The sequence below is a fragment of the Ferrovibrio terrae genome, from assembly GCF_943371255.1.
GTDB classification, from domain to species: domain Bacteria; phylum Pseudomonadota; class Alphaproteobacteria; order Ferrovibrionales; family Ferrovibrionaceae; genus Ferrovibrio; species Ferrovibrio terrae_B.
Map to the genome: position 1 here is coordinate 1 of NZ_CALRUC010000107.1, position 15664 is coordinate 15664.

Annotated in this window: 18 protein-coding genes; 6 read left to right on the forward strand and 12 right to left on the reverse strand. The window is 64.9% G+C overall.

The annotated features are described in order from the left end of the window. The 10 genes from AAG799_RS18330 to coaBC all read right to left on the reverse strand — a co-directional run. Nucleotides 1–176: F0F1 ATP synthase subunit C (locus tag AAG799_RS18330; RefSeq protein ID WP_341898225.1), on the reverse strand; the 176-nt coding region annotated here is incomplete at its 3' end. A gap of 72 nt (nt 177–248) precedes the next feature. Next, the gene (locus AAG799_RS18335; RefSeq protein WP_341898203.1) at nt 249–1004 is read right to left on the reverse strand and encodes a F0F1 ATP synthase subunit A; all 756 of its coding nucleotides are present in this window, start codon (nt 1002–1004) and stop codon (nt 249–251) included. Between the two features lie 2 nt (nt 1005–1006). After that, the gene (locus tag AAG799_RS18340) at nt 1007–1387 is read right to left on the reverse strand and encodes an AtpZ/AtpI family protein (protein WP_341898205.1); all 381 of its coding nucleotides are present in this window, start codon (nt 1385–1387) and stop codon (nt 1007–1009) included. 263 nt (nt 1388–1650) lie between these two features. Then, nucleotides 1651–2232, reverse strand: a complete 582-nt coding sequence (locus tag AAG799_RS18345) for a PAS domain-containing protein (RefSeq protein WP_341898207.1) — start codon at nt 2230–2232, stop codon at nt 1651–1653. Nucleotides 2233–2325: 93 nt separating this feature from the next. After that, nucleotides 2326–2907 (reverse strand): PAS domain-containing protein, encoded by a 582-nt coding sequence (locus tag AAG799_RS18350; protein WP_341898209.1) that lies wholly within the window; start codon nt 2905–2907, stop codon nt 2326–2328. 110 nt (nt 2908–3017) lie between these two features. Beyond that, nucleotides 3018–3788 (reverse strand): molybdopterin-synthase adenylyltransferase MoeB, encoded by a 771-nt coding sequence (gene moeB / locus AAG799_RS18355; protein ID WP_341898210.1) that lies wholly within the window; start codon nt 3786–3788, stop codon nt 3018–3020. Then, nucleotides 3785–4765 (reverse strand): cysteine synthase A, encoded by a 981-nt coding sequence (cysK, locus tag AAG799_RS18360; protein WP_341898211.1) that lies wholly within the window; start codon nt 4763–4765, stop codon nt 3785–3787. The genes moeB and cysK overlap by 4 nt, the downstream gene beginning before the upstream one ends. Nucleotides 4766–4804: 39 nt before the next feature. Then, nucleotides 4805–5257, reverse strand: coding sequence for an Rrf2 family transcriptional regulator (locus AAG799_RS18365; protein WP_341898212.1), 453 nt, complete (start codon nt 5255–5257; stop codon nt 4805–4807). A gap of 4 nt (nt 5258–5261) precedes the next feature. After that, nucleotides 5262–5747, reverse strand: coding sequence for a dUTP diphosphatase (gene dut, locus AAG799_RS18370; RefSeq protein ID WP_341898213.1), 486 nt, complete (start codon nt 5745–5747; stop codon nt 5262–5264). Beyond that, entirely contained in the window at nt 5747–7063 is a 1317-nt protein-coding gene (gene coaBC, locus AAG799_RS18375) for a bifunctional phosphopantothenoylcysteine decarboxylase/phosphopantothenate--cysteine ligase CoaBC (protein ID WP_341898214.1), read from the reverse strand. The genes dut and coaBC overlap by 1 nt, the downstream gene beginning before the upstream one ends. A gap of 187 nt (nt 7064–7250) precedes the next feature. On the opposite strand from coaBC, the gene AAG799_RS18380 reads away from it, so the two are divergent. Beyond that, nucleotides 7251–8078 carry a MerR family transcriptional regulator gene (locus AAG799_RS18380; RefSeq protein ID WP_341898215.1) on the forward strand — a complete coding sequence of 276 codons (828 nt, stop codon included), beginning with the start codon at nt 7251–7253 and terminating at the stop codon, nt 8076–8078. 78 nt (nt 8079–8156) lie between these two features. Beyond that, nucleotides 8157–8828, forward strand: coding sequence for a glutathione S-transferase family protein (locus tag AAG799_RS18385; protein WP_341898216.1), 672 nt, complete (start codon nt 8157–8159; stop codon nt 8826–8828). 35 nt (nt 8829–8863) lie between these two features. Here the strand turns inward: AAG799_RS18385 and AAG799_RS18390 are convergent, their stop codons facing one another. Then, a complete protein-coding gene (locus AAG799_RS18390) occupies nt 8864–9604 on the reverse strand; it encodes an SDR family oxidoreductase (RefSeq protein ID WP_341898219.1) in 741 nt (246 codons plus the stop codon). A 100-nt stretch (nt 9605–9704) separates the two neighbouring features. Beyond that, nucleotides 9705–12026, reverse strand: coding sequence for a hypothetical protein (locus AAG799_RS18395; protein ID WP_341898220.1), 2322 nt, complete (start codon nt 12024–12026; stop codon nt 9705–9707). Nucleotides 12027–12197: 171 nt separating this feature from the next. On the opposite strand from AAG799_RS18395, the gene AAG799_RS18400 reads away from it, so the two are divergent. The 4 genes from AAG799_RS18400 (at nt 12198) to AAG799_RS18415 (ending at nt 15520) form a co-directional block, all read left to right on the forward strand. After that, on the forward strand, nt 12198–13319 hold the full coding sequence (locus tag AAG799_RS18400) for a carboxylate-amine ligase (RefSeq protein ID WP_341898221.1): 1122 nt from the start codon (nt 12198–12200) through the stop codon (nt 13317–13319). Between the two features lie 33 nt (nt 13320–13352). Further along, nucleotides 13353–13631: an RNA-binding S4 domain-containing protein gene (locus AAG799_RS18405; RefSeq protein WP_341898222.1), complete on the forward strand. Its 279-nt coding sequence runs from the start codon at nt 13353–13355 to the stop codon at nt 13629–13631. Nucleotides 13632–13786: 155 nt separating this feature from the next. Further along, nucleotides 13787–14134 (forward strand): ferredoxin FdxA, encoded by a 348-nt coding sequence (gene fdxA / locus AAG799_RS18410; RefSeq protein WP_341898223.1) that lies wholly within the window; start codon nt 13787–13789, stop codon nt 14132–14134. A gap of 366 nt (nt 14135–14500) precedes the next feature. Next, a complete protein-coding gene (locus AAG799_RS18415) occupies nt 14501–15520 on the forward strand; it encodes a CarD family transcriptional regulator (RefSeq protein WP_341898224.1) in 1020 nt (339 codons plus the stop codon). Nucleotides 15521–15664: the final 144 nt, after the last annotated feature.

A 15664-nucleotide genomic window follows, 5' to 3' on the forward strand; every position in this document is an offset into this window, starting at 1 on the left:
GCTTCGGTCACGGCGAAGCCCAGCATCAGGTTGCCGAACAGCTTCGGGGCAGCGCCCGGATTGCGCAGCGCGCCATTGAGGAAGTTCGCGAAGATCAGACCCACGCCGATCGCCGCGCCGCCCATGCCGATCGCCGCAATGCCGGCACCGATCATCTTGGCAGAAGCAAGATCCATGATACTCATCCTTCTTTCTAGGTTTGAACTGGTAAACGGTTGAACACAGAGAACTGTTTATTGGGAAAACGCTTAGTGATGTTCCATGTTCACGGCCTCGGCGAGGTAGAGGCAGGTGAGGATGGCGAACACATAGGCCTGCAGGAAGGCGATCAGGAATTCCAGCGCCGTCAATGCAGTGACCATAATGAGCGGAAGAATGCCCGAAGCCGACATCACGCCGCCCATGCCGATCATCGACACGATGAAGCCGGCGAAGACCTTGAGCGTGGTGTGACCCGCCAGCATGTTGGCGCACAGACGAAGCGACAGCGAAATCGGGCGCGAGAGATAGGAGATGATCTCGATCGGCACGATGATCGGCGCCAGCCACATCGGCACGCCGGCCGGCATGAAATGGGTGAAGAAGTGGATGCCGTTGCGCACGATGGCAATCGCCGTGATGCCGAGGAAGACGACGATGGCGAGCGCGAAGGTGACGATGATGTGGCTGGTCACCGTGAAGCTGTAGGGCACCATGCCGAGCATGTTGGCCATCAGCACGAAGATGAAAAGCGAGAAGATGAAGGGGAAATACTGGCGGCCGTTGGGGCCGACATTCTCGCGCACCATGTTGGCGACGAATTCGTAACTCAGCTCGGCCACCGATTGCAGGCGGCCCGGCACCAGGCTGCGCTGGCGCATGCCATAGACCATCAGCACAACGGCGCCGACCACGCTCAGCACCATGAACAGCGACGCGTTGGTGAAGGAGAAGGCCTGCAACTGGCCGCCCTCGCCACACAGCGCGATGCACTTCACCTTGAACTGATCAAGCGGGCTGGCCACTGTTAGTCCCCTTCCTTTTTCGCGCCGCGCTCGCTGTCGGCGAGCTGCTGGCGCTGCATCATCATGCCCGTGCGGATCGCCGACCACATCGCGGCCGCGATCCCCAGCAGGATAAAACCGACCAGACCCCAGGGTGTCGTCCCGAGCCAGCGGTCAAGCCACCAGCCGATGAACACCGAAACACCGACCGCCGCGACCATCTCGATCGCCAGCGACCAGGCCTTGCCGACCGTCGCCGTCTGGCGGGGATCGGCATCCGGGCGCCGCTTTGCCTTCTCTTCGGCCTGCCGCTCGCGCACCCCTTGCAGGTCGCGCTCGAGCTTGGCGAGGGCCGGATCCTCGGCATCGCTGCTTCCCGCTGTCGGTCGATCCTGTTCAGCCATGGTGTGATACCCCCGGCGCCAGAGGCGACCGCCCCCAGAAAGCGCGGGCACCATAGAAACCGGGGGAGTCAGCGTCAAGCCACCAGAGGGCAGTGCAGGATTTAAGAATCGATCGCATCTGCCAAATCAACCCCTTTGCAACACTAGGGTTTTTCAGGGCTATTCGTGAAAGCGCCGGGGCCGCTGTTTGCACTGCGGCGGCCACCCGGCGGGGCCGCCGCCAACTGCGACAATCTGCCACAGCAGAGCCGAATCGGACCGACTCAGGGCAGTTCGGCCGGCAGCCCGGCGCAGGGATAATAGGTGACGTCCGGCCCGACATGGGGCGGATGGGCGGCCTGGGTGATCGGGTCGAAGTGATACAGCGACAGGCCGAACAGACCGTAGGGCTGACCCTGGGCATCGCTGAGCGGCACCACCAGGCGCTCGGCGCCCTTTTCCTGCATGGCCCGCGGGGCGATATGGCGGTAGCTGACATGCAGCGCCGGGGTCAGCAGGATGCGGCGGTAGATCTGGTGGGCGATGGCCGCACTTTCGGCCGGCATGAAATCCTGCGGCTGCTTGCCGGTGATGTTGGTACCCCAGGCCTCGTTGACCTGCTCGCCCGACAGCCGGCAGACAAAGCTGTCGCTGTCGGCCCGATACTGGAACAGCCAGACATGCGGCAGGCAGGGCTTGATGGCGGCGGGCGCCAGCGCATCGCGCGGCATGCTGAGGCCAGACCGGTTGGCGGCCCAGTGGCGCAGCAGCTGCACAAAGCGTGGATCGCGCAAGACCGGCCATTGGCCCGGCGCGGCGACCCGGCCGATGTCGCCCGAAGACTCGTTGTCTGCCTGATTGCTCATCCATGACCATGCTAGGCGAGACCGTGAAGGCCGTCGAGCGGTGCCCAGAGGTGGAAAAGCAGTAATACGCCGGTGTGATCTGAACCTTGTGCTTCAGGGCAGCGTGGCCGGCAGGCCGGCACAATCATACAGTGTGACGGCGCCCTGCATGTTCAGCGGATCCTCGAAGCTGGTCTGCGTGCCGAGATAATACAGCGTCAGACCGAACACGCCGTAAGGCGAGCCATCGTCATGCGCCAGCGGCAGGATCAGGCGCTCGGCGCTCTGCGCCATGCCATCGGCCGGCGTGATGCGGCGCCGGCTGACCTGGATCGCGGGGGTTTCCAGCATGCGGCGATACAGTTTCGGCACGCGGGCCTGCATGGCCGGCGGCATGAAGACGCTGGCCCGCTTGCCGATCAGGCTGCGGCCCCAGGCCTCGTTCACCGCCTCGCCGGAAAGGGTGCAGATGAAGTCGTTTTCCTCGGGCAGATATTTGTAGAGCCAGACATGCGGCAGGCAATCGCGGATGGCAGCCGGATCGATCGCCGTGCGTGGCGTCATCAGGCCGGCACGGCGCTCGGCCCAGTGACGCAGCAGCGTGCGAAAGCGTGCATCGGCCAGCTCCGGCCAGCAGTCGCGCGCGGCCATGGTGATGTCGAGGGCGGCCAAGGCCGCCGCGCTGTCATCCTGCATCGTCCCCCACCCTGACGCCGGTGCATATCGGCGTTGCTTATGGCCACGATCATAGGCTGCGCGGCAGGTTCGTCCATATCATCATGGCCGGTCCGGCCGGGCCGGAGGGATCAGGCGTGGGTGCCGCAGAGCTTGCAGGCCGGGTCGCGCCGCAGCTTCACCGTGCGGACATCGCCGCGCAGGGCATCGTACAGCAGCAGGCGACCGGACAGGCTGTCGCCCAGATCGAGCAGTTCCTTCACCACTTCCAGCGCCTGCAGGCTGCCCATCACGCCGCCCAGCGCACCCAGCACGCCAGCCTCGGAACAGGCCGGCACGCTGCCCGCCGGCGGCGGTTCGGGGAAGACGCAGCGGTAGCAGGGATGCGGCGCGCCCTGCCAGGGCTTGAAGGTGGAGAGCTGGCCGTCGAAGCGCAGGATCGCCGCCGTCACCAGGGTCTTCTTCAGGCGATAGCAGGTGTCGTTGACCAGGAAGCGGGTATCGAAATTGTCGCTGCCATCAGCCACCAGATCGTAGGCGCCGATCAGCGCATCGGCATTCTGCGGCGTCAGCCGCTCGGTATGCTCGATGACGCGCACATGCGGGTTGAGGCCGGCAATCGCCACCGCCGCACTTTCGGTCTTTTTGCGGCCGACATCCTCGGTGCCATGCAGCACCTGGCGCTGCAGGTTCGACACCGACACGGTGTCGTCGTCGACGATGCCGAGCGTGCCGATGCCGGCCGCAGCCAGGTATAAAAGCAGCGGCGAGCCCAGGCCGCCGGCGCCGATCACCAGCACGCGCGCGGTTTTCAGCCGCTGCTGCCCGGCACCGCCCACTTCCGGCAGGATGATATGCCGGGAATACCGTTCGAGTTCGTCCTTGCTGAACACGGCACTCACAGGCCGTCGAACAGCGCGGTCGACAGATAGCGTTCGGCAAAGGAGGGGATGATGACCACCACGGTCTTGCCCTCCATGGCCGGCCGCGCCGCCACTTCGAGGCCGGCGGCAATCGCCGCGCCGGACGAGATGCCGGCCGGGATGCCCTCCATGCGCGCCATGCGGCGCGAGGTCTCGAAGGCGGTTTCGTTGCCGATGGTGATGATCTCGTCGATCAGCTTGATATCCAGGTTGCCGGGAATGAAACCGGCGCCGATGCCCTGGATCTTGTGCGGGCCCGGCTTGCCGCCGGAAATCACCGGGCTGTCTTCCGGTTCGACCGCGATCATGCGCAGCGACGGCTTCTTGGCCTTCAGCACACTGCCCACGCCGGTCAGCGTGCCGCCGGTGCCGACGCCGGAAATCACCACATCCACCTTGCCCGCCGTATCGACCCAGATTTCCTCCGCCGTGGTGTGGCGGTGGATCTCGGGATTGGCCGGATTCTCGAACTGCTGCGGAATCACGCTGCCGGGAATGTCTTTCAGCAGCTCCTCGGCACGCGCCAGCGCACCCTTCATGCCCAGACCCGGCGGCGTCAGCTCCAGCTCGGCACCGAGGAATTTCAGCATCTTGCGGCGTTCCAGCGACATGCTTTCCGGCATGACGAGAATCAGGCGATAGCCTTTCGCCGCAGCAACAAACGCCAGCGCGATGCCGGTGTTGCCCGAGGTGGGCTCGATGATGGTGGAGCCGGCCTTGAGCGTGCCGCTGGCCTCCAGCGCCTCGATCATGGCGATGCCGATGCGATCCTTCACCGAGGACAGCGGATTGAAGAATTCCAGCTTGGCCAGCAGATCGGCCTTCGCGCCGGCCTCTTTCGCCAGACGGTTGATGCGCACCAGCGGCGTGGCGCCGATGGTGTCGACGATCGAGTCATACACCTTGCCGCGCGGCGGATTATGGATGCGGATCGTGTTGGGTCGCGCCTGGGTCATACTGTCCTCCCGCTGTCGCGGTGCTGGTTACGGGTGATGTCAGATCGCGAAATTGTCGGCGCCTTCAAGCTGGGCGGCGAAACCGCTGGTTTCCGCCCGGCTGCACAGATCCTCCAGGGTGATCTTGTCGATCCGCGCCATGATCGCCGCCTGGCATTCCTCCCAGATCGGCTGCACGGTGCGGCGGCCCAGTTCGGACCCGGCGGAGAAATCCTCCTCGCCCTCGACATCCAGCTCGGACACGATGCGCACCACCTCGCCCACCGTGATGCGGCGGCGTTCGCGCGCCAGCGTATAGCCGCCGCGCGGGCCGCGCACGCCCTTGAGGATGCCGTTGCGCACCAGATGCTGCATCACCTGCTCAAGATAGCGCTGCGGCACATTCTGCCGCGTGGCGATATCCTTGGACTGCACCGGTTCGGGGCGCGCGTGGAAGGCAATGTCGACCACGGCTTCCAGCGCATGCATGGTGCGCCGCGTACACTTCAACATGCTGTCAGTCTCCTGCTGCTGTCTTGGGCGTTGCCACACCCGTAGAACCAAATCCGCCGGCACCGCGCTGGGTTTCCGGCAGCTCGGCCACCGGCACCCATTCGACGCGGCTGTAGGCGGCGACGATCATCTGCGCGATGCGCTCGCCGCGATTGATGGTAAACGGCGCGTCGCCGTGATTGATCAGCACCACGCCCACCTCGCCGCGATAATCGGCATCGATGGTGCCGGGCGAATTCAGCACGGTGATGCCATGCTTGAACGCGAGGCCCGACCGCGGCCGCACCTGCGCCTCGAAGCCGGGCGGCACCGCGATGCTGATGCCGGTCGGCACCAGCTTGCGCTGGCCGGGCTGCAGCACGATGGACTCCGCCACGGCAGCCAGCAGGTCGAAACCGGCGGCATCCTCGGTGGCATAGGCCGGCAGCGGCTGGCCGGCTGCATGCGGCAGCTGCTTGATCGGCACATGCAGGGGAACAGGACGCGACATCACGAACCTTTCTTGGCGTTTTTCTTGATCGGTGCATCTTTGAACGACGCGGCAATGCGGGCGGCGAGCCGCGCAGCCACTTCGGGCTTGCTCAGACGCGGCCAGTCCTCGACGCCGGTGGCCGTCACCAGATGCACGGCATTGCTGTCGCCGCCAAACGTGCCGGTACCTTCCGAAACATCATTGGCCAGAATCCAGTCGCAGCCTTTCGACTGCAGCTTTTTCTGCGCATGCATGACGACGTTTTCGGTCTCGGCGGCAAAGCCGACCACCAGGGCCGGACGGCGCCGGGCATCGGTGGTGCTGATGGCGCGCAGGATGTCGGGATTCTCGGCCAGTTTCAGCACCGGCGGCAATTCGCCGGTCTTCTTCATCTTCTGCGACGCTTCCACCGCCACCCGCCAGTCGGCGACGGCAGCGGCGGCAACGAAAATATCGACCGGAAGGTCGAGGAAGCAGGCCGAGAACATGTCGCGCGCCGCTTCCACATGCACGGTCTTCACGCCCGCCGGATCGGGCAGCGCCACCGGCCCGGTCACCAGAGTCACATCGGCGCCGCGTGCGGCCAGGGCGGCGGCAATCGCATGGCCCTGCTTGCCCGAAGACCGGTTGGCGATATAGCGCACCGGATCGATCGGCTCATGGGTCGGGCCGGAGGTGACAATGGCGCGCCGGCCTTTCAGATCCTGCACAATGGGCTGAATATTGGCGGTCTGCACGGCCGAGGGCTGATCGCCGCGCGGCTGCACCAGGCCCAGATGCTTGGGCAGCGGCTTGCCGAACTGCGCCTCGATGGCGGCGACGATTTCCAGCGGTTCGGCCATGCGGCCCGGGCCGTATTCGCCACAAGCCATCTCGCCATCATTCGGCCCGATGACGGCGACGCCGTCGGCCTTCAGGCGTTCGAGATTGCGCTGGGTGGCCGGGTGGAACCACATGCGCACATTCATCGCCGGCGCGACGAGAACAGGCTTATCGGTGGCCAGCAGCAAGGTGGTGGCCATGTCGTCGGCCAGGCCATTGGCCATTCGGGCGAGGATATTGGCGGTGGCGGGTGCGACCACCACCAGATCGGCATCGCGCGACAGCTCGATATGGCCCATCTCGGCTTCGTCGGTCAGCGAGAACAGATCGCTGGACACCTTCTCGCCGCTTAAGGAAGAGACACTGAGCGGGGTGACGAACTGCGCGGCGGAGTCGGTCATCGCGCAGCGCAGGCTGGCACCGCGTTCGCGCAGGCGCCGGATCAGCTCCAGCGCCTTGTAGGCGGCAATGCCGCCGGAAATCACCAGCAGAATCCGTTTACCCTTGAGCACAGTTTCCTCGGTTTTCTGGCGAAACCCTGTGGAACAGCCAAATCACGTGGCGTTAATGTGTTTAAAAATAATCCACATTCCACAAAACTACAAGTGCCTGCGGGAAATCCCAGACCCGCATTGACTTTAACGTGACGTCAAACTGCACAACGGCCGGCGGATACTCCGAATCAACAGGCGGGGCAGGATGTTCAGAATCGGCGAGTTCTCAAGAATTGCCCGGGTTTCGGGCCGGCTGCTGCGCTATTACGACAGCATCGGGCTGCTGAGCCCGCAGCATGTCGATGCCACGACCGGCTATCGGCATTACACCATCGGCCAGCTTGGCCGGCTTAACCGCATCCTGGCGCTGAAAGATCTGGGCCTGACGCTGGACCAGGTCGCGCGCCTGATCGACGACAAGGTCTCGACCGATGAAATCCGCGGCATGCTGCTGCTCAGGAAAGCCGAACTGGAACAATCGCTCAGTGCCGAAGCCGCGCGGCTGCGCCATATCGAATCCCGGCTGCAACAGATCGACGAGCAGGGCGAGCTGAAGAATTACGACGTCATCCTGAAATCCACGCCGGCGCAGCCGTATCTGTCGACGCGGCGCCGCTTTGGCGGCATGGACGACGTCGTGGCGCTGCTGCGCACCATCGTGCAGACCGTGACGGCGCAGGTGCCGGCTGGCTTGCGCAACGAACTGATCGTGGTGGCGCATTCCGATTTCGACGATGAAGACCTCGATCTCGATATCGGCTTCGGGCTGGCGAAACCGATCAACCGCAGCATCACCCTGCCCGACCAGACCAGCATGACGATCGCGGAACTGCCGGCGGTGGACGCGCTGGCAACGCTGATCCGGCGTGGCCCGAGCGAACAAAGCCATATCGGCTTCGGTGCGCTGGGCCTGTGGATGGAGGCGAATGGCTACCAGATCGACGGACCGAGCCGCGAGGTATTTCTGGAACTGCCGACCGGTGCAGATGCGGTGATGGAAATTCAGTTCCCGGTGCGCAAAAGCACCGCTTGACTTTGACGCCGCGTCAAACCCCCAGGCTCCTGTCGTGGCCATTCGGCCAGCTTCGCAACAACGACAGGATATCCGATCATGTTGACCATCTATGGTGTGCCCTTCTCGGTCCACACCCGCAAGATCACGCTGACCGCTGCGTTCAAGGGCCTGGACTACACACTTGAACAGGTTTTCCCCTTCGATCCGCCGCAGCAGTGGGCATCGCTGAGCCCGACCGGACTGATCCCGGCCATCAAGGACGGCGATTTCACGCTGGCCGATTCCACCGCGATTTTCCTGTATCTGGAACGCGCCTATCCGGCGCAGCCGCTGCTGCCGCAGGACGACAAACTGGCGGGCCAGGCGCTGTTTCTCGATGCCTATGCCGGCGGCACGCTGTTCCGCACCATCGTACACGGGCTGTTTTTCCAGAAGGTGCTGCGGCCCAAGGTACGCGGCGAGGCGACCGATCAGGCCGTTGTCGACCAGATCTGCAACGGGATCAGGCCGGGTGTGTTCGGCTATCTCGACAGCATCGCCGGCGGCGACTACCTGGTTGGCAACAGCCTGACCATCGCCGATATCGCGGTGGTGTCGAACCTGCTGACCTACAGCTATCTGGGGCTGGACATCGAGGCGGCGACATTCCCGAAACTGGCAGCCTATTTCAAACGCCAGATCGCCTCGTCCTTTTTCGGCACCGCCATCAGGGCCGAACAGGCCGCCGTGGACGCGATGGGACTGGATCGCAGCCTGATCGCAGCCTGACGGCGATCAGGTGGACCGGCGCCCCGGGCGCCGGTCTAGACGTGCTGGCCGCCGTTGATGTGGATTTCGGCGCCATTCACATAGGACGAGGTCTGGGTGCACAGGAAGTAGATGGTGGAGGCCACCTCTTCCGGCTTGCCCAGGCGGTGCATCGGGATATCCCGGCGCACGATCTCGTCGGTGCCGGGCGACAGGATCGAGGTGTCGATCTCGCCCGGCGCGATGGCGTTGACCCGCACATTGTACGGCCCGAATTCCCAGGCCATCTCGCGGGTCAGCGCCGCCAGCGCCGCCTTGGAGGTGGCATAGGCCATGCCGGCAAACGGATGCACGCGGCCGCCGGCAATCGAGGTGACATTGACGATGGAACCCTGGGCGGCCTTCAGCTCGTCGAACAGGCCGCGCGCCAGCAGCGCCACCGAAAACAGATTGACGTTGTAGACATGCATCAGCGTCTTGAGATCAGTGTCGAGCACACCGAGCCGCGATCCGCCCGGTCCCTTGGGCGAGATGGCGGCATTGCTGACCAGCGCATCGAGCTTGCCATCGGGCAGCCGGGTCTTGAGATCGGCGATCATCGCCGGCAGCTGCTCGATGTCGTTCAGGTCCATCTGCACATGGCTTTCCGCGCCGCCCTCCCAGGGGCAGTGTTCGGAAAACGGATGGCGCGAGACGGTGAAGACCCGCCAGCCAGCAGCGGAGAAGCGCTTCACGGTGGCATGGCCGATGCCGCGGCTGGCGCCGGTGAGAATGAGAGTGCGTTGACGATCCGACATGGGCTGAGAACCTATCGCAACACTATGCACCGCGCCAGCCGCGGTGCGGCCATGGCACACGAATTCGCCGCTTGATTCCTGCGGTTTTTGACAGGTGCGGTCAGATGCCCGGTTTCGCCAGAGTACCCTGGGGGGTGACTGTCGCCGCGCCGAGCCGGTTGTTGATGTAATATTCATCACGCGGGAACAGGTCGGCATTCAGCATGGCGCCGCCGGCTTCAATCGCCACCGGCTCCCGCAGGATCGCATCGCGGAACAGGCGGTCGGCGGCGGCGGTGTCGATGCCGGCGGCGGCGAAATGGCGCCGGGTTTCGGGCAGCGCGAACAGCCGGGCCAGCCGGGCATGATCCAGCTGCACCGGCTGGCGCGAGCCGATCAGCACCGGGAAAGGCTGCAGCATCGCCACATGCGGGAATACAGCACTGAAAGTTGCCACGCTGCGCGCCGTCGGCCCCCATTGCACATAGATGCCGCCGTCATCCAGCGCGGCCAGCACCAGCTGCATGAATTCCTGCGAGTAGAGCAGTCCGCTATGCGAGGATTCGGGCAGGATCGCATCGGCCTGGATCACATCGTAGCGGCGGTCGGCGGCGAAGATGGCGCGGCGGCCGTCGCCGACGACGAATTCATAGCGCGGATCCTTGAGCAGCCCGGCAATGGCGGAGTCAGGCTCGCGCGCGGCAAAGGCCCGCAGCACCTGGAACACCGGGCCGACCAGCTCGACCACGCGCACGCGCTGGGTGGCGGGATTGACGCCAGCCGCAAAGGGCGTGCCGCCGCTGCCCGAACCGATCACCAGCACATCTTCCGGCGCCGGATGCAGCAACGGCCCGACCGCGCCGAGGAAGGCATGCTCGATCAGGAAGGGCCATTTCGACTGGGTAAAGCCCTGGATGAAAAACGGACTGGCACTGCCGTCATCACTCAGGCGGAACAGCGCCAGGCCGGAGCGGTCTTCCGCCACCAGGATGTCGTGATGTTCGGCGGCCTGGTGCAGCCGCGCCCAGAATTGCACATTGGTGGGAAAGGCTGCGACCACCACGGCCAGCACGGCGGCCAGCGCGGTGGCAAGGCCCGAGGCGACAGGCTGGCGTTCGCGCCAGGCCGCCAGACTCCAGTAGAACAGTAGAGCCACCGCCAGCAATGCCACCAGCTTGAGGCTGCCCGCGGTGCCGAGCCAGTGCAGCGCAGCCAGACCGGTGGCCAGGCTGCCCGCCGCATTGCCGAGGATATTCGCCACCTGCACCGCGGCGACGCGCCAGCCGAGCCGGCTGAGATCGGTCTGCACCGCCTGCTGCGCCAGCGGGAAGGAAATGCCGAGCAGCAACGAGGGCGGCGCCACCAGCAGCACCGTCACCACCAGTGCCGTGGCGAGCGGCAGGCCGTAATGCCGGGTATTCTCGGCCGCCAGCAGGCCGTCCCACCAGTCGGCGCCGGCGAGCCAGTAGACGCCCCAGATCGAGGCGAGCGCGTAGAGCGTGGCAAAGGCCTGCACGGCGAAGAAGGCGGCGCGCGTGTCGCGCAGTTTTTTCAGCCATACCGCGCCCAGCACCATGCCCAGGCCATCGGCGAGCAGGAAGCTGCCCAGAATCGTGGCGAAGCTGTAGGCGGTGTATTGCGCGATCACGCCGGCGACACGCACCCACAGGATTTCCAGCGCGACGATGGCAAAGCCCGAGACGAAGACCAGCACCGCCCAGGTGGCGAAGCCGAAGCCGCCCGTGATGGGGGCGACTGCGGATTCTTTTTGAAGCGCCGGTGCCGGTGTCGCATTGTTGCGCCACAGCACCAGGCCGATGGCGGCGGCGATCAGGTTGAACAGCGCGCCGACACGCAGGGAATTCTCATAGCCCAGCGTGCCGATCAGCCACCAGCCGCCAAGCAGCGCGCCAAGTCCGGCGCCCAGCGTGTTGAGACCGTAGAGCCAGCCGATGCGCGGCGCTGCATCGGCCAGCGAATTGATCGCCGCCTTGGCCAGCAGCGGCAGCGAGGCGCCCATCAGCATGGTGGGAATCAGGATGCCGGCGAAGCAGACGGCGAAGATGCCCCAGCGGCTGGGCACCAGCGGGCCGATCACCTGCACGACGAAATCATAGAGAAACGCGCGGCTGCCCAGGGCGAAGATACCGATGCCGATCTCGCAGGCGACAAAGCCGATCAGGGCGGCGCGCATGCCGAGCCGGTCGGTGACCGCGCCGGCGGCGAGGCTGCCCAAGCCAAGACCCAGCAGGAAGGCCCCCACCACCAGGGCGGCGGTCACCGCATCGGAACCGGCGAACAGGCCGAGCATGCGCTGCCAGACGATCTGATCGATCAGCGCAGCGAAGCCCGACAGAAAGAAAGCGGCACATAGCGCAAGAAACGAAACGCGGGCCAGAAAAGCCACCGGACGCGACGCGGCGTCCACACCGGACTGCACCATTGAGTTCCCCCGACTGTTGCAGATTTTGTACAGGGCCATGCCGGCCCGGCGCCAGCAGAAATGCCGCAGAGGGTCGCGTTTGGGCGGTGCAACGGGATTTTTCCGGCTGCTGCAGCGTTGTTCCTGTCCGCCCCGGCCGGTTGCCGGCATGGCGGCTGTCAGGGAGCGTGCATGACTCCGGCTTACACCATCGGGATCGAAGAAGAGTATTTCCTCGCCGAAGCGGACAGCAAATCCGCCGTCTCGCGCATGCCCAAAGGGTTGATCCGGCGCGCCCGCGACCGGATGGGCGCGCAGGTGACACCAGAGCTGCTGCAATCGCAGATCGAGGTGGTGACGCCGGTCTGCGCTTCGCTGGACGAGGCGCGTCAGCATCTGCGCGGCTATCGCGATGTACTGCACGGCATCGGCGCGGAATTCGGCCTGCAGGTGTTTGCCGCCGGCACGCATCCGATGGCGGAATGGTCCGAGCAGACGCCGACCGACAAGCCGCGCTACACCAAGCTGGCCAACGACCTGCAATTCCTCGCCATGCGCAACATGATGTGCGGCCTGCATATCCATGTCGAGGTGAGCGATCCGCATCTGCGCATCGACACCATGAATCGCGTGCTGCCCTTCCTGCCCACGCTGCTGGCGCTCAGCACCTCGTCGCCATTCTGGCGCAAGCGGCCCACCGGCCTGATGGGCTATCGCCTCGCCGCCTATGACGAACTGCCGCGCACCGGCATTCCCGATTTCTTCGTCAACCTCGCCGATTACAACGCGCTGATCGACACCATGGTATCGGCCGGCGTGATTGAAGATGCCAGCCATGTCTGGTGGGCGATCCGGCCGTCCACGCGCTTTCCCACGCTGGAGCTGCGCATCGCCGATTCCTGCACCCATCTGGAAGACACGCTGTGCATCGCAGCCCTCTATCGCTGCCTGGTGCGCGCGTTGGGCCGCGTGCCGGAGCTGAACGGCATCTGGCGCAATCACACGCGGCTGCTGATCGAGGAAAACCGCTGGCGCGCCCAGCGCTATGGCACCACCGAAGGCCTGATCGACTTCGCCGAGAAACGCCTGGTGCCGTTTGCCGATGTGATCGAGGCCCTGCTGGCGCTGATCGCCGAGGATGCAGACACGCTTGGCTGCATGAACGAAGTGCAGCATGCCCGCACCATCCTCACGCGCGGCACATCGGCGGCGCAGCAGATGGCCCTGTATCGTCAGGCGCGCAACGATGGCGCCAGCCGCATCGAGGCCCTGCGCCGCGTGGTCGACTGGCTGGCGCAGACGACCGCCGCCTAGCCTTTGCGAGCCGGCGCGTTATAGTCGCGCCACATGACCGATTCCGACGACCCTGTTGATGCACTGCGGCTCGACAAATGGCTGTGGCTGACCCGCTTCTGCAAGACACGCGCGATCGCGCAGAAGCTGGCGACAAAAGGCCGCATCCGCATCAACGGCCGCCCGGTCGACAAGCCGCATGCTCTGGTGCGGGTGAATGATGTCATCACCCTGCCGCTGCCGGCTGCCGTGAAGGTGTTGAAAGTGCTGGACCTGCCGGTCCGCCGCGGCCCGGCCCCGGAAGCCCAGGCGACCTACGAGCTGATCCCGTAGAATCCACGCACATTCGATTGACGGCTGACCATTAGTGTACGAATAATTGACCGGAATGGGTGCCTGTGCTACCCGACGGGCCGCCGCTGCCCCATATCAGCGGCGCAAGCAGACCAACCCGCTTTTACGCCAGCTACACTTCCAGGGTTCCGCCGATGACCTATGTCGTGACCGAGAGTTGCATCAAGTGCAAATACATGGATTGCGTCGAGGTTTGTCCGGTCGACTGCTTCTATGTCGGCGAGAACATGCTGGTCATTAACCCCGATGAATGCATCGACTGCGGCGTCTGCGAACCGGAATGCCCGGCCGAGGCGATCCTGCCCGATACCGACAACCGGGCGGAGCAGTGGGTCGAGATGAACCGCGACTATGCCGCCAAGTGGCCCAATATCACCCGCAAGGGCGAGGCCCCGGCCGATGCCGATGCCTGGAAGGGTGTCGAGGGCAAGTTCAAGGATCATTTCAGCCCGAACCCCGGCGCCGAAGGCACTGCCAAGTAAGGGGACGGCCCGGCCAGACCAGGCCGGGATCGGCGAATTCGCCTAAGCCGCAGCATAAAAAGCCTTATTTCTACCTTTGCGCGCGGCAACCCGGCCTGTGCGGCCGGTTCGTTGCTGTCATTCGGCGGCTGTTTGTGGTAGATTTATAACCATTGAATAACCCCGGCTTGCGATCCTTTGCGGCCGGGCGAACGGCTACCGGACTGCAGGGGAGGCAAGTTGCAGCTCCGGGTTGCGTTCGCGTGATCGGTTTCGACCAGAGCGCCATGGCAGCGGGTTCCCGTGAACCTGAACCGGTGGCTATTCGGTCGGCCTGTCCCGGTACCGGAACAGATATGGGTAAAGCCAAGCGCGAGGGTGGTTGCAGTGACGAAAGCCCCAGTTAAGAAGCCCGGCAAGGCGCCGGCCAAGTCTGCCGGCCAGAAAACGGCCGCACGGGCCGCATCGAGCAAGAAACCGGCGACAGTGAAGTCGACCGCCAAGCATCCGGCCAAACCGGCCGCCAAGGCGCCCGCCAAGCCGGCTGCCAAGGTGGCGGCGAAGCCTGCGCCCAAGGCTGCCGCCAAGCCGGCCGCAAAACCCGCGCCCAAGGCTGCTGCCAAGCCGGCGCCCGCACCGGTGAAAACCGCCGCCAAGGCCGCGCCGGTGGCTCCGGCCAAGTCTGCCGCCAAGCCGGCGACCGGGAAACCAGCCGCCAAGGCCGCCGCCAGCGCCAAGCAGGCGGCGAAGGCCGCGCCGGTTGTTCCGGTCAAGCCGGTCTGGTCGAACAAGCCGATGGCGGTGTCGGCGCCGCCGACCCGGCCGCTGCCGCAGCCAATCAAGCCGGCCGCCGCCGAGCCCAAGCAGAACCAGCAGCAGAACAAGCCGATGCAGCTGAAGCCGGTGCCGGCCAAGGTGAAGATCGATTTCGCCGCCGGCGACCATGTGGTTTATCCGACCCATGGCGTGGGCAAGATCCTGCGCATCGAGCGTCAGCTGATCGCCGGTTTCGAGCTTGAGCTGATGGTGGTGGAATTCGAGCGCGACAAGATGACCGTGCGCGTGCCGCTGTCGAAGGTGAATTCGGTCGGCATCCGCAAGCTCAGCTCGCCGCAGAAGATGAAGTCGGCGCTGGAAACACTGAAGGGCCGCGCCCGCGTCAAGCGCGCCATGTGGAGCCGCCGCGCCCAGGAATACGAAGCCAAGATCAATTCCGGCGATCCGGTCTCGATTGCCGAAGTGGTGCGCGACCTGCATCGCAATGCCGGTCAGCCGGACCAGAGCTATTCCGAGCGGCAGATCTATGAGTCTGCACTCGATCGCCTGGTGCGCGAACTGGCGGCGGTGGAGCGGATCGACGAGGATTCGGCCGGCAAGAAGCTGGAAAAGATTCTCAAGGTCGCCTGATTCCGTTTCGTTCCGGTGTCACGCCGGACGCGAAAAGATCACACGGCTTTTCGCTCGCATTCTTCAGCGGGTCCGGTAGCATCGGTTGCCGGACCCGCTTTTCATTGGCCGATTCGTTATCGATTTGTCCGCGCCGCTTAGCAC

Coding starts and splice junctions, on each gene's coding strand:
- AAG799_RS18395 (WP_341898220.1), bottom strand. CDS start 12,026: ATGGTGCAGTCCGGTGTGGACGCCGCGTCGCGTCCGGTGGCTTTTCTG.
- AAG799_RS18345 (WP_341898207.1), bottom strand. CDS start 2,232: ATGAGCAATCAGGCAGACAACGAGTCTTCGGGCGACATCGGCCGGGTC.
- AAG799_RS18390 (WP_341898219.1), bottom strand. CDS start 9,604: ATGTCGGATCGTCAACGCACTCTCATTCTCACCGGCGCCAGCCGCGGC.
- AAG799_RS18350 (WP_341898209.1), bottom strand. CDS start 2,907: ATGCAGGATGACAGCGCGGCGGCCTTGGCCGCCCTCGACATCACCATG.
- dut (WP_341898213.1), bottom strand. CDS start 5,747: ATGTCGCGTCCTGTTCCCCTGCATGTGCCGATCAAGCAGCTGCCGCAT.
- AAG799_RS18365 (WP_341898212.1), bottom strand. CDS start 5,257: ATGTTGAAGTGTACGCGGCGCACCATGCATGCGCTGGAAGCCGTGGTC.
- AAG799_RS18380 (WP_341898215.1), top strand. CDS start 7,251: ATGTTCAGAATCGGCGAGTTCTCAAGAATTGCCCGGGTTTCGGGCCGG.
- AAG799_RS18405 (WP_341898222.1), top strand. CDS start 13,353: ATGACCGATTCCGACGACCCTGTTGATGCACTGCGGCTCGACAAATGG.
- fdxA (WP_341898223.1), top strand. CDS start 13,787: ATGACCTATGTCGTGACCGAGAGTTGCATCAAGTGCAAATACATGGAT.
- AAG799_RS18400 (WP_341898221.1), top strand. CDS start 12,198: ATGACTCCGGCTTACACCATCGGGATCGAAGAAGAGTATTTCCTCGCC.
- AAG799_RS18340 (WP_341898205.1), bottom strand. CDS start 1,387: ATGGCTGAACAGGATCGACCGACAGCGGGAAGCAGCGATGCCGAGGAT.
- cysK (WP_341898211.1), bottom strand. CDS start 4,765: ATGACCCAGGCGCGACCCAACACGATCCGCATCCATAATCCGCCGCGC.
- AAG799_RS18385 (WP_341898216.1), top strand. CDS start 8,157: ATGTTGACCATCTATGGTGTGCCCTTCTCGGTCCACACCCGCAAGATC.